We start from the raw sequence: 13,409 nt of genomic DNA, 5'->3' as shown, positions 1-13,409 counted from the left end.
CGTGAGTCCCGCCATGACGGATGCCGCCCTGACCCAGTCCGCCTTCCTCACGCTATCCGGAATCTCCAAGCGCTATGCCGGCGTCCGCGCGCTCGAAGGCGTCGACTTCGCCTGCGAGCGCGGCAAGATCCACGCGGTGCTCGGCGAGAACGGCGCCGGCAAGTCGACCCTGATCAAGATCATCGCCGGCGTCGTCCAGCCCGATAGCGGCACCATGCGGCTCGGCGGATCCGAGGTGAGCTTCGCGACGCCGTCGGCGGCCAATGCAGCCGGCGTCGTCTGCATCTTCCAGGAGCTGTCGCTGATGCCCGACCTCTCGGTCGCGGACAACATCTCGATCGCCTCACCGCCGCGTCGCTTCGGCCTCATCGACGCGCGGGCACAGCGCCGCCGCGCCGAGCAGCTCCTTGCCGAGATCGGTTGCGAGGACGTCAACCCCTTGATGCGTGTGCGCGACCTGCCGCTGTCGCGCCGGCAGGTGGTTGAGATCGCCAAGGCGCTCGGCAAGAAGCCGCAGCTCCTGATCCTCGACGAAGCCACATCGGCTCTCACCAGTGCCGACGTCGAGAAGGTGTACGCGATGCTGGCGCGGCTCAAGGCCGAGGGCGTTGCCATTCTCTACATCTCGCACCGGATGCACGAGGTCGAGGCGCTCGCCGACCGCGCCTCCGTGTTTCGCAACGGCCGCCATATCGAGACCTTCGACAAGGGCAGGCGCTCGACCGCCGATATCGTTCAGCTCATGATCGGGCGTGACATCGCCGCCCAGTATCCGCCCAAGCCCGCGCGGGAAGCGCCAAAGCCGATGCTCGATATCGAGAACCTGAGCTGGGACAAGCGCCTCGACCGCATCTCGCTGCGCGTCGGCGCCGGCGAGATCGTCGGCCTCGGCGGGCTCGATGGCCAGGGGCAGAAATCCCTGCTGCTGGCGTTGTTCGGCGTGCTACGTGGCGTCTCCGGGCAGGTCACGGTCGAAGGCCGTGAGGTGCATCCGGGTTCACCGGCGGCGGCAAAGTCGGTCGGCATCGCGCTCGTGCCGGAAGATCGCAAGACCGAAGGCCTGATGCTGCCGATGTCGATCGCGGACAATCTGGTGATCGCCTCGCTCGATGCGATCTCGAGGGGGCCTCTGGTCGACCGCGCCCGCGAGAACGAGGCGATCAAGCGCGCCATCGCGCGGCTCCAGATCAAGATCGGCGCGCCGGGCGATGCGGTGTCCACGCTCTCCGGCGGCAACCAGCAGAAGGTCGTGCTCGCCAAATGGCTGATGACCGATCCGCGTATCATCCTGCTCAACGATCCCACGCGCGGCATCGACGTCGGCACCAAGCAGGAGCTCTATCGGCTGATGCGCGAGCTCGCCGACCAGGGCGCGGCCATCCTGTTCTACTCGACCGACTATGACGAGCTCATCGGCTGCTGCGACCGCGTGGCGATCATGTATGACGGGCGGATCGTGCGCGAGCTCGAAGGCGACGAGCTCACCGAGACCAACATCATCGCGAGTGCGCTGAACATCGACGCGGCGACGCCGGACGCTGCCGGAGCGGCCCATGCTTGACGATATCGCCATCAGGGTCCGCCAGAACATCGGCATCGTCACCGCCGTTCTATTATTCACCGTGCTTTATCTGCTCTATAATTTCGCTCACCCCAGGGGCTTCTCGTCGGCGGTTCTGGTGCAGAACGGCGACGAGATCTTTGCGCTTGCCATGCTGGCGATGGCCCAGACCGTGCCGGTGCTGGCGTCGGGCCTGGACCTCTCCGTGGGCGCCGTCATGACCATGGTGGGATGTTTCGCGAGCTATCTGCTCACGGGGGCTGCGGATGGCACGCCGCTGCATCTCGATATCTTCGGCCTGCAACTCGGCCTCGGCACTTTTCCCGGCGGGGTGAGCGGCATCCTGCTCGGGATCGTCGTGTGTCTTGCGACCGGCACGCTGGCCGGCTTCATCAACGGCTGCATCGTCGTCTACGGACGCATCCAGCCGATCATCGCGACGCTTGCGACCGGCGCGGTCTATATCGGCATCGCGCTGTTCCTGCGACCGACGCCGGGCGGCAAGATCGACGAGGACCTCAACTGGGCGATGACCAACTCGCTCGGCGATTTTGCCGCGACCGTCCACATCTTCGACGATGGCGCAGCAAGCTGGTTTGCGCCGGTGGCCTGGATTCCGGTGCCGTTCGTGCTGCTGATCCTGATCGCGCTCGTGGTCTGGGTGCCGTTCCGCCGCTCCGTGCTCGGCCGCGCCGTATATGCAGTCGGCTCGGCCGAGGGTGCCGCCTATATGTCCGGCCTGCCCATCGACCGCGCCAAGATCGCGGCCTTCACGCTTGCCGGCTTCTTTGCCGGCTGCGGCGGCCTGTTCCTCGCCATCCAGACCTCCTCAGGCAATGCCGACATCCCGCAGGCCGGAGCCTATACGCTGAATTCGATTGCCTCTGTCGTCATCGGCGGCACGTCCCTGCTAGGGGGCACCGGCAGCGCGATCGGCTCGATCTTCGGCGCCATGGTGCTGCGCGTCATCTCGTTCTTCTTCCGGATCTTCGATATCGCGCCGCTGTTGCAGCCGCTGTTCGAGGGGCTGATCCTGCTGGCGGCAGTCAGTATCGGCGCGCTCGGCGTGCTGCGCGTCAAGAATACGCTGGAGCTGTTTCGATGAGTTCGGCCTCCCTCAGTCTCTCGCGCGACGACCGCCCGATCCTGATCGCGGCCTTGTTCATCCTCGTCATCCTCGTCGCCGGCACGGTCTATACGTTTGCCCGCTTCGGCAGCGCGCCGCTGTTGTCGCCGACCTATCTGCTGCAGCAGCTTCAGATCGGCGCCTTCCTCGGCATCGTCGCCGCCGGGATGATGATGGTGATCCTGATCGCCCAGATCGACCTGTCGGTGCCCTGGACGCTCGCCGCCGCCGCCATGATGGCGACCTCGATCGGCGGGCCGTTCGCAATTCCCGTCGGGCTCGGCATTGGGCTCCTGGTCGGTCTCATCAACGGCATTGGCGTTGCTTACTTGCGTGTGCCATCGATGATCTTCACCCTCGGCGTCAACGCGGTGATGCGTGGGCTGATGGTCGCGCATACCGGCGGTTATGCCCCGCAGACCGCTGCCACCGATCTGATGCGGACGCTTGCCGGCGACCGCACGCTCGGCATCCCCAACGCCCTGTTCGTCTGGGCCGCGGTGTCGGTGCTGGTCACGATCATTCTCCAGCGCACGGCACTCGGCCGCTACGTCTATGCCATCGGCAACAAGGAGGCAGCCGCGTATCTCGCAGGCGTCGACACCCGCCGCATCACGGTGATCTGCTTCGTCTTGTGCGGTGTCGCAGCAGCGCTCGCCGGCGTGCTGCTCGCAGGCTATTCCACCAAGGCCTACCAGGGCATGGGCGATGCCTACCTGCTGCCGTCGATCGCGGCGGTCGTGATCGGCGGCACCAACATCCTCGGTGGCCGCGGCCGCTATCTCGGCACGCTGATCGGTGTCGTGCTGATCGTGCTGCTCAACAGCGTGCTGTCGATCATGGACATGCCCGAGGCCGGCCGCCAGGTGATCTACGGCCTCGTCATCATCTTCATGTTGCTGGTGTACGGACGTGGAGAGCGGGTCACGAGCTAGGACGTCGACTCGTCAACCCGAAGTCACGATCCGTTCGCTGCCCTCCGCGCTCTGGTCCCGACTCTGCCGCTTTCCAGATGTAATTGAGGCTGCCAAATCTTGCCGACGACGCCTTCAGAGGGGCGTCACGAGGCAAGCGCTGTTGCATCTCTGGAGTGCCAAGTGAAATTCGCTGGAAGCCCGACCCTCATATCTTTGATTGTGATTGCAAATTCCTTCCTGATGTCGTCGGAAGCTTTAGCCCAGTCCCGGCCAGACGATGGGGTGTTCGATCCGGTTAAAGTCATTAATGGAACGCAGATTTCGCCTGAGGTCTGCAAAGAGATGGAGGCGCGGCAAACCGCGGTCTGGGTCAGCGTCGAGAGCGAAGGATATTGCCTTAGATATTACGCCGCAGGATTGAAGGCAGACGGACCAAATCCACTGGCAGTAGCCTGGATGCCGGGTGACGTGATGGGCGGGCCCAAAGGCGTTCGCCATCAGGCAGGACTCGGTGTTGCAGCGATGATCGAGCAATCACAAGGGCAATTCGGACGATACGGCGTGCCGTTCGTTTTCCTGGCCAGGCCGGGGACATATGGAAGTGCAGGCAAGCATTACGATATCAGGCATACGCCACTGGAAGCGAAGCTGATGGCCTCTGCAATCGATGCCTTGAAGTCGCGCTACCATATTGGCCGCTGGGTGCTTGGAGGGCATAGTGGAGGTGGAACGCTTGCGGCAGAGTTGCTTGCTCAGCGCAAGGATCTTCAGTGCGTCGTTCTTTCTTCTTCGGCCGCAGCGTATCGCGCGCGATTGAGGGCGAGGAGATGGGTCAACCGTTTGAAGACCGAAGTCTTTTTTGACCCTTATGATTCCTTGAATCAGATACCGGATCAACCGGCGCGCAGGATATTCTTGATCTCAGACCCGCGTGATTCCAACATCCCGTTTTCTACGCAGGAACTGTACTTCAATGGGCTGAAATCGCATGGACATGCTGCCTGGCTGGTCCCGCTCACGAAGGCCCGGGGACCGACGTATCATAGCCTCGTTGATTTTGGCCAAGCGGCGGAAGGAATGTGCGCGACCGGGATGGCGACTGACGTCATGCTGCAAACCTTGCGCGCGATGCCGATGCAGTCAGATCGCATATCAAACTAGCCCGAAGCTGCTGCCGCCGCCTCAAAGCGTTGCCGTGCTCAAAGTTGCTTCTTGAACCATTCCAGTGTCCGAGCCGCAAGCTCGTCCAACGTTTCGCTGCCCTCGAACACTCCGATCCCTTGGTCAGTGGGAAATGAAACGAGTTGATGCGGGCCATGATGGTAGCGCAGAGAGCTTCGGCAGAGGCCTTCGGCACATCCTCTGCTTCCTTCGTTCCTATCGCCACGAGCATGCTGCCGTCAAATGAACGCAGCTCTGCTGCGGGGCTGATGGTCCAGATGTCTCTGTAAAAGCCCGTCTTCAAAGGGCGAGACGTTTTTGACTTGGTTGTAAGAGGAACAAGCCCGCCATGATTGGCATTCAACCCATCCGCCAATTGCGAAACGCCGGATCGATTGCCGTAATAAAATAGGGGATTGATGATGGGCAGCCAAAGCGCGATCGACTTGATGGTTGGTGTGTCATGCATGCGACCCGCAGTTGCGGTCGCGACGATGGCGCCCTGATTATAGCCAAGAATTCCGATCTTATGTGGATCGATATTGGATTGACTTGCCAGCCACGCGACTGCTGCCATCGCCTCTTCAATGCGACCTTCGATAGTCATGTTTTCATAGCTGCCACCCGAGCCGCCTGAGCCTCGGGTGCTGATGCGAAGGGTCGCATAGCCTTGCTCCGCCCACTGCCTGGCTGGCCTTGAGAACATGCCTTCCTGCGTCGCTCTTACGGGTATGCCATCACGTTCAGGTGCAAAGCCGTGGAGGATAAGGACAGCTGGAAAAGTCGTCCCTGTTGCGGGGAGAGAAAGCGTCAATGATTTTGTCGTGCCCTACGTCGATGGCGACGTCTTGCTCGATAACTGTTTTGGCCAAATGGGATGGCGCTGGAAACGGACGTGACGTCTGCGCCGCGGACATGGAAACAAGGCTGATAAACAGTATTCCAGCCGATAACCAAGTCAGGCCAATCTGGCCTTCATTGGCTCTGACTTTCATTTGCATCTTTGCCCAGCCATCTTCGCGTTACAGAATGCTGGTGGCAAACGGGCCATGATGTTTGGACGAAATAGTGGCGGTTGGCCGCGCTTGGTACATTAGAGCGCCCACCACGTCCCGGACGGTAGTCGTAGCTGTCCCTTGCGCCGTGACAAGGGCAGCCGCCAGGTTCTTTGCGTTGACAATTTCTTCACCGGTTCGAAGCGCAACATCGCCCCACTGATCGGCGATCCCGCCTTCGAGGTGATGCGACACGACGTGACTTCCCCGCTCTATGTAGAGGCGGGCCAGATTACAATTTCGCATCCCCGGCGAGCCCCATTCAGTACCAGCACGATCCGATTCAGACGACAAAGACCAGCGTCCACGGTGCAATCAACTTGCTCGGCCCCGCCAGGAGGGTCGGAGCGCGGATCCTGCAGGCCTCAACGTCCGAGGTGTATGGCGATCCCGAGGTTCATCCGCAGCACGAAGGCTATTGGGGCATGGTCAACCCGATCGGCGTCCGCAGTTGCTACGACGAGGGCAAGTGCTGCGCCGAGACGCTATTCTTCGACTATCACCTTCAGTATAAACTCGAAATCAAAGTAGCCAGCATGTCAGATGTTGATGAGACCACGGTAGACCGCTTGGACCGTTGCCTGGGTCTTGTTGTTAGCGCCGAGCTTGAGCATCGCGCTCTTGATATGAGCCTCCACGGTCTTGCGACTTACGCTCAATATCATGGCGGTCTCATCCGAGGTCTTTCCCATTCCGGCCCACTTGAGCACCTCTTTTTCTCGATCCGTCAGAGGCGATGTCCGCAGCTCGGCGAAATAATCGGTGCGCTTCGAACCCATGGTCTCGACGGCGTAAAGGTCGATAACTTTCTGAGCTAGATAGATCAGAATGACATGCAGCTGTACGCCGTTATATCTGAGATTTGCAAAGAACTTTTGGACGGGATCCTTCCAGAACAGCGCGCAGACACTGCTGTAGCGGCGGCCGAGCGCGTCATTGTAGTGAACCGGAATGGTAAGTCCTTGATTGATTCCGAAATCGCGTACAGCCTCCATGGTCTTAACGGCGCCCGGCTTGCGCTTGCCTGTGACCGGCGGTAGCGGCACGCTTCCCCAATGAAAGGGTAGGTTTGTCCGTCGGGCCACCGCCAAGCAGGGATCGGTGCTGATAAAGTTCTCAGCCCTATAGGTGTCGATCCAGGCTGGCACGTGTGTCGAAACCAGGAGCGGCTCGTCCTCCCAGGGATGCGATGCGTCCATGAAACCGAACGAACAGAAGCCGTAATCTTCAATAATCCGTTGAAACACTTGGCGAATCTCAGCTGTCGAAGCGCAAGCTTCGATTGCGTTCAAATCGTCTTCAAGAACGCCCATCCGGTCAAACCTTAGGAAAATTCCTAATTTCAAATCCTGAATCGATCCCATCATCTTCCCCCAGCTGACGCAAGGTCATGGGGAGCCGGGACGTGCAACAACCGCGATACACGGCGACGTTCTTTTCTGCCGCGAGGCGCCCTGACCTCGCCGAGGCCTTGTTTAGGCTGCGATACGCACTCTTCGTACGGGAGCTCGGCTGGTCGCTTTCGGTCGACAGCGGCCATGAGCGGGACCAATTCGACACCGATGACGCCATCTACTGCGGCCTGTCGATAGGCGGCGAAATGATTGGTTGCTTCCGCGCTATCGGTTGCGAGCGACCGTATTTGGCACAGACGATATTTCCGCATATGGCCACGCACAAGCCATTCCCAACCTGTGCAGGTTATGTGGAAATCAGCCGCTTCGGCGTTGTGGCCGCCCACCGGCAGGCCGGCACGGTCCTTTATAGTCTCCTGATCCGATTTGCATTGGCACGCAACGCCGTTGGCCTGGTTGCGCTGGCCGAGCTCAATCACGAGAGGCTGCTTAACCGCATTGGCCTTCCGACCTCTCGCTACGGCAACCCCCAGATCGTCGGATTTCGCGATGACGGAGCGTGGATTCTGGCAGTTGCCGGCGAGATACCAATTCCTCAAGAGCCTACGCCCGCGCTCAGGGCGCTTCTTTCACTCACTCAATTCATGGAGATCAGCGATGAAGCATCCATTTTCGGATGTGAACGCCTTTCGGCGTGATCCACTCGCGTTGTTCGAGGAGCGCAGCTCTCAGGGGGCCGCATCTCTCGTTCGACTTAACCTTGGTCCCTCACCCGTCTTTCTGGTGACGGACGCGGCAATCGCCAAGTCCGTTCTTAGAGCGGACGAAGCTTCGATCGACAAGGGGCGCTTAGTCCACAAGCTCCGGACGGTTATCGGCAGCAGCTCGATCACTTTGAGCGGTGCGGAGCATCAACGACGACGCGCGGTCATCCATCTTCATCTTGCGCGCGGCATCATGAATGACTTCGTGCCGCGGATCGCAGGTTTGATCCGACGACAGGCATCGCTTCTGACCCACGAGCGGTCGTTCGATGCCCATCAAGTGACTGCACCCCTGGCTCTGCGAATGGTTGTGGCTGTGCTGTTCGGGCACGGAGCACTGACAGCAGCCGATGAATCGGCGTTGATGGAAGCCGTCCATGTTGCGGAAGAGGAAATGGCCGATAGTCTCTTTCGAGTCTTCCCGCGCATGCCATGGCGCAGCCTCTCGAAGCGGTGCGAACTGCGACGAAGTCGGGCCATCATGGGAGAGGTCGTAGATCGCGTCCGTAACCGCGCGCGTGAGGGTACCCTGGTGCAGGCCTTGCAGGGTCTCAATCTGCCCCCTGACGATATGCGCGATGAGATCTTGTTGCTACTGCTCGCGGGTCATCACACCACGGGAAACGCCGCTGCCTGGTTGCTCTATTATCTGGCAACTGAGCCCGGACTTGCGATGCGCCTCGCGGACGAATCGCACTCGATCACGGATGAGTCCGGAGAGATAGATCCGCTCAGACTACCGAAAGCCGAAATCAGCCTTCGGGTGGCGCGCGAGGTACTGAGGCTTTATCCCCCCTTCTATTGGTTTTCGCGGGAAGTACGAACGCCCCAGGAAATCGCGGGCGTACAATTGAAGCGCGGAACTTCGCTTATCATCAGTCCATGGCAATTGCAGCGCGATCAACGTTACTGGAGCGATCCGGCCAGCTTCCGGCTTGACCGTGCCTACAACACGCCGGCCTTCATGCCGTTTGGCCTCGGGCCGCGCGCCTGTGTTGGTATCGGCCTTGGTTTGCTTGAGCTCCAGTTGCTGGCGCTCGAGTTGTCGGCATCCTGTAGTCTGGAAGTCCTGTCCAGCGTTCCGGCAGGAAAGCCAACGCCTCAGATCACACTCTTGCCGCCGCGTATCGAATTGCGATTGCGGCCGCGTGGTCAGGTGAGGCACCGGTATGTCGCCTAGATGCTGGCAGATCACCCCGGGCGCACGAGCGTTGCACTTAGTGCTGAACGTATCGTTCGACCAGGGCGAGTATCTTGCGGCGCTGCTCCGGTGAGAGCCTGATGAACATCTTGAGTAATAGCAAACCTTCGACAGCATCGCGCGAAGCGTCCCGTGTCTTTTGGGATCGCAGAAGCTCGGCAAGCCAGGAGTCGTCCATCTGGGTTCCTTCGGCATGGATAGCGCAATGACACGGCGAGCGAACATTGAACGACTTTCCAAAGCACTTGATGAAGCAATTGCATGCGCGGAGGAGGCCGATCTGACCTTCGTCCTCGTTATTCTCGAAATGGCTCGCCTGGAGGTTGATCAAACAGATAACGACAACGGGGTTACTATGCCCAGTTCGAGGCCTTCCGGCAAGGGCAGGTAAGCCCCTTCCTCGTTGCGAACCTGTAATCGCCCTCCAGGGCAATGCATGGCGTGCGGGTTTGCATCAAGGCGATGCTGCACAGCCTCGAACAGATGCTCCTGCTACCATCGCGTGATCCGCCGTTCTGACCCAGGCGTGCACCGCTCCCCGGCCGGGCAGCGAAAGCGTCCAGCTCCGGCAAGTAGGCAACCTCCTGTTTACCGAAGCGTCCGTCTGCTTTTAGCGCCGGACGTCAGCGGTTTGGGCAGAGTTGCCGCCGAACCCGATGCAAGGGTGACGCGGCAAACTGGCCGGGCTCGCGGCTTACGCTTCGACGCCGAGCGGGATTACATGGCCCGTACGCGGCAGGAGGACGCGCAACAGCGGCGCTGTCATCACGGTGGTCGTCACGGCTACGATCACAAGCATCGTGAACACAGCCGGCGGAATGAAGCCGAGATCAAAGCCGATGTTGACGACGACGAGCTCCATCAAGGCGCGCGTATTCATCAATGCCCCCATCACCGAGGATTCCGCTTGGCTGAAGCCGCACAGTCGGGCTGCAGCGTAGACGGGGAAGACCTTTGCGAGCACGGCAACAGCCAGGATCAACGAGAGCCACGCCCAGTCCGAGGGAGTCGTCAGACCCAGAACGTTGGTGCGCAGGCCGGTATAGGTGAAGAAAATCGGCAGGAAGAACACGAGCACGAAATGCCCGATCTGATGGCGCCAGGCGTCAACGAACTCGCGCTTGCGATAGAACAGGAGGCCCGCCGCAAATCCGCCAAAGATAGAGAAGATGCCCATCATGTAGGTGCAAATGCCCGAGGCAAAGAGCAGGGCGACTGTCGCGGCCATCAGATTCGACGAGACCCGCCCGTTGACGAGTGGAAACATCTGAAAGAGCCAGTTGACGAGGGGCGGGCCGCCGAACCTCAGTGCGACAGCAAAGGTGACGATACTGCCGATCTGCAATGCAGTGTGCTGTGCGGAGAAATCCGCGGATGCATAGGCGGCCGTGCCAGCAAGAAGAATCCAACCAGCGACGTCGTTCAACGCTGCCGCCGAGATGGCGATGACGCCGACCTCTGTACGGCTCAAGCCATATTCGTGCAGAATGCGCCCGAGGATCGGCACGGCCGTGATGGCAAGCGAGACGCCGATGAAGAGGCTGAAGGTGAAAACGTCGACGTCGGGAGCCAGAATCGGCGCCGCGACGCGACCGATCAATATGCCACAGACTAGCGGCGCGGTGACACTGGCGGCGGCGACTGCGATCGCCATCCTTCGGTTGCGTCCGCTTCTCAAGTGCGAGAATTCGAAATCGCTGCCGATCTGGAACATCAGCAGGATGAGGCCAATCTGGCTGATGATGGCTATCGGCGCGGCGGCCGACGACTTGAAGAGGAATTGCGACACACTCGGCGCAAGATAGCCGAGCAGAGAGGGCCCGAGCATCAGTCCCGCGACAATCTCTCCTACGGCACCCGGCTGACCCACACGACGCGAAAGTTCGTTGGCGCAGCGCGCGGCGATTACAATGATCACCAATTGCAGAAGTACCGAACTGAGAACGCTTTCCGTTTGATACATCGGTCACCCCATGATTGTGATCTGTTAAAATGCAGGTATCGGGAGACTGCCAGGTTCGCGGCAACGCATGAACGCGCCGCTCGCTACCTTGCGGCTACCGCGTTGCGCAACTCAATCGCTCGGCGCTTGTCCAAAGTTCGTTCCAGTCGCCGGAGACGCGGATCTTGAACGGCTCATCGCAGTGGTTGAGCCCCGTGAGAACGAGGCGACCTTCCGGAGGCGCCGGACAGGTCCCCTTGCTACAGAATGCGACGGCGGTCGCTCGCGCTTCCCTGGCGTCCTTGCCCGTCACGATGCCGAGATGTCGATGCGATCCGTTCTCCTGATCGCCATACCAGACCAGGTCCGGATACTCCTCGCCGCGATCCGAGCGCATTGCGCAGCGGACGCCCATACCGGCGGCGACCGTGAGCTTGGTGAAGAAGCGGCCGCAGTTTGCGACCGGCCCCAGATGGCTCGTGTAATTCGCAACGCCCGATTTCTCCAGGATCCATTTCTCAGGCCACTCGCTGGTCTCCTGGATGAGATCTTGGCCATTGATCGGCGTCAGCTTGAGGTCATTCGCCGAGAATTTCGCGTTCTCGCCATTTCCGTAGATATCGGAGGCCAAGCTGACGATCGTGGTAGCGCCGGTCGCCGGATCCTTCCTGAGGTACACGTTGCCGAGATGCCGATAGATATATTGGTTCAGGGTGCCTTCGCCGTACCAGTACACGCCTGTGATTTGACCGTCGACAAGCTGGTAGTCGATGAATTTCACGCAGCGCACGCCGCCGCCGGTCGAACCTTGCTGCACCTGGACAGAATAGGTGAGAAAACCAGGGCCACAACGAAAGCCCTCGCTTGGGTCGGATCTTGCCGAACTTAACAACACGAGCAGGATCGAAAGGCCGGTGATGGCCGCCAGCGTCGACATGATTGCGGGCATTCGCAGCATGACTGTTTCCTCTCTATTGCGCGGTCGTCCGCGCTCCACTCAGGGCGCGCGGTGTGACGAGCGTACGACGGCGATCTCCGCGTTGACCTTGACGGGGGCCGACCAGCTTTCATCGGCGCCCACGTTCGGGGGCACGATGGTGAAGTGATCGATCGCATCTTTCTGAAACACCAGGCAGAGGGACGAGCCGCCATAGCTAAAGTAGCCGAGTTCATCTCCCTTATTGACCCGCTGCCCGACGGCGACCTCGATTGTCACCGATGACACCTCGGTGATTCCAACCGGGATCACGCAAACCATCCCGAGTGAACGTTCGTCGCTTTCGATGAAGATGAGGCCTCTCGCGTTGACGCTCGAGTCGTATCCTTGCGGGAGCTTGGTGGGATCGTCCGGGTGAAAGCCGAGCGAGAGCAGCTGGCTGAACATCAGCCCCGGCACGCGCCTCGCTTCCTTCACCACCCCGGCAATCGGGGCCCGCCATCTATGGTAGTTGTTCGCGGCCAGGAACGTCTGCAACACGTCGCCGCCGACGAATCTGTCCACGAAGGGGCTATTGTCCAGCATGTTGACGAGCGAGTAGGGCTGGCCCTTGATCCAGAATAGATCGGAGCGCTGGACCTTCCGCGCCAGCTTATAGACGGTCCCGTCATTGGCAGATACGATCACATCAGGATCGTCGGGCGCAGCAATCGGACGGCACTCCGGCTTCACCTGGCGGTGGAAGAAGTCGTTGAACGACTTGAATCCCCAATGAGGCGCGTGGCGATCCGGGATGATGAACTCATCGAGACCGCAATACTTGCGTGCGGGTGGCGAGAGCCAGCCGAACTCGCCCTCGTTCAACACGTCCTGGGACTTCGGCGAGTCGAGAAGAGCGCGCCACTGGTCGAGAATCCCGCAAAGGGCAGAGTTAAACGCATCATTCCTGAACGCCACGGCTCCGGCGGGTGTATACATCATGTAGAGAAAGAGGGTGTAGAAGGGGAAGAAGTTCTGCTTCTTCGGATCGGGATTGTATCTCGGCGCATGCTTGATGATGTGGTTCAGCGCCTTGAGGAGTTCGCCAATGGTGGTGACCGTCTTGTATCTGGCCGGCACCTGGTTGATCATCTCCGTGACATACATCCGGACAATGCCGTTGCGTTCGATCAGGGTCGCCAGTTCCTGAACGGACGTCTCATATTGCCTGACGTCGTCCGTCTCGTTGCGGGCCTCTTCGACGATCGCGCGTTGCCATTCATCGATGCTGTTGCGATCCTGCGGCAGGTAGCCTGCGAGTACGCCGAAGCTGCGGGAATAATTCTCGTTGAGCTCCTGCACAGCGTTTACGTTCTCGTCGCCCATGATGCCCTCCTGTTTGATCCCTTCC

At 60.3% G+C, this 13,409-nt stretch carries 11 protein-coding genes and 1 pseudogene; 7 read left to right on the top strand and 5 right to left on the bottom strand.

Annotated features, from left to right (window positions below; all coding sequences use genetic code 11):
- Window positions 1–13: 13 nt before the first annotated feature.
- From BM374_RS27375 to BM374_RS27360, 4 genes are all read left to right on the top strand, one after another.
- On the top strand, window positions 14–1,561 hold the full coding sequence (locus BM374_RS27375) for a sugar ABC transporter ATP-binding protein (protein WP_092299515.1): 1,548 nt from the start codon (window positions 14–16) through the stop codon (window positions 1,559–1,561).
- On the top strand, window positions 1,554–2,666 hold the full coding sequence (locus BM374_RS27370) for an ABC transporter permease (RefSeq protein ID WP_092299511.1): 1,113 nt from the start codon (window positions 1,554–1,556) through the stop codon (window positions 2,664–2,666). The genes BM374_RS27375 and BM374_RS27370 overlap by 8 nt, the downstream gene beginning before the upstream one ends.
- Window positions 2,663–3,622 carry an ABC transporter permease gene (locus BM374_RS27365; protein WP_092299508.1) on the top strand — a complete coding sequence of 320 codons (960 nt, stop codon included), beginning with the start codon at window positions 2,663–2,665 and terminating at the stop codon, window positions 3,620–3,622. The genes BM374_RS27370 and BM374_RS27365 overlap by 4 nt, the downstream gene beginning before the upstream one ends.
- Before the next feature lie 162 nt (window positions 3,623–3,784).
- Window positions 3,785–4,765, top strand: coding sequence for an alpha/beta hydrolase family protein (locus BM374_RS27360; protein WP_244552708.1), 981 nt, complete (start codon window positions 3,785–3,787; stop codon window positions 4,763–4,765).
- Here BM374_RS27360 and BM374_RS27355 read toward each other — a convergent pair.
- Window positions 4,710–5,579 carry an alpha/beta hydrolase family protein gene (locus BM374_RS27355; protein WP_092299505.1) on the bottom strand — a complete coding sequence of 290 codons (870 nt, stop codon included), beginning with the start codon at window positions 5,577–5,579 and terminating at the stop codon, window positions 4,710–4,712. The genes BM374_RS27360 and BM374_RS27355 overlap by 56 nt on opposite strands.
- Window positions 5,580–5,901: 322 nt before the next feature.
- On the opposite strand from BM374_RS27355, the pseudogene BM374_RS27350 reads away from it, so the two are divergent.
- Window positions 5,902–6,353, top strand: a pseudogene (locus BM374_RS27350) (GDP-mannose 4,6-dehydratase); the annotation flags it as partial.
- 6 nt (window positions 6,354–6,359) lie between these two features.
- Here BM374_RS27350 and BM374_RS27345 read toward each other — a convergent pair.
- Window positions 6,360–7,184, bottom strand: a complete 825-nt coding sequence (locus BM374_RS27345; protein ID WP_177248559.1) for an autoinducer binding domain-containing protein — start codon at window positions 7,182–7,184, stop codon at window positions 6,360–6,362.
- A 41-nt stretch (window positions 7,185–7,225) separates the two neighbouring features.
- Between BM374_RS27345 and BM374_RS27340 the strand changes: the two genes are divergently transcribed.
- The gene (locus BM374_RS27340; RefSeq protein WP_177248558.1) at window positions 7,226–7,873 is read left to right on the top strand and encodes an acyl-homoserine-lactone synthase; all 648 of its coding nucleotides are present in this window, start codon (window positions 7,226–7,228) and stop codon (window positions 7,871–7,873) included.
- Window positions 7,833–9,119 carry a cytochrome P450 gene (locus BM374_RS27335; RefSeq protein WP_092299496.1) on the top strand — a complete coding sequence of 429 codons (1,287 nt, stop codon included), beginning with the start codon at window positions 7,833–7,835 and terminating at the stop codon, window positions 9,117–9,119. Before BM374_RS27340 ends, BM374_RS27335 begins: the two co-directional genes overlap by 41 nt.
- A gap of 715 nt (window positions 9,120–9,834) precedes the next feature.
- On the opposite strand, the gene BM374_RS27325 is transcribed toward BM374_RS27335, so the two are convergent.
- From BM374_RS27325 to BM374_RS27315, 3 genes are all read right to left on the bottom strand, one after another.
- Entirely contained in the window at window positions 9,835–11,103 is a 1,269-nt protein-coding gene (locus BM374_RS27325) for a cation:proton antiporter (RefSeq protein WP_092299490.1), read from the bottom strand.
- 94 nt (window positions 11,104–11,197) lie between these two features.
- The gene (locus BM374_RS27320; RefSeq protein ID WP_143270252.1) at window positions 11,198–12,040 is read right to left on the bottom strand and encodes a hypothetical protein; all 843 of its coding nucleotides are present in this window, start codon (window positions 12,038–12,040) and stop codon (window positions 11,198–11,200) included.
- A gap of 39 nt (window positions 12,041–12,079) precedes the next feature.
- Complete coding sequence (locus BM374_RS27315; protein ID WP_092299484.1) at window positions 12,080–13,384, bottom strand: phosphatidylserine decarboxylase family protein; 1,305 nt, start codon at window positions 13,382–13,384, stop codon at window positions 12,080–12,082.
- Between the last annotated feature and the right edge of the window lie 25 nt (window positions 13,385–13,409).

This window comes from Bradyrhizobium sp. Ghvi (genome assembly GCF_900115265.1).
Lineage (GTDB): Bacteria > Pseudomonadota > Alphaproteobacteria > Rhizobiales > Xanthobacteraceae > Bradyrhizobium.
This window is presented reverse-complemented; position numbering and strand designations above follow the sequence as displayed.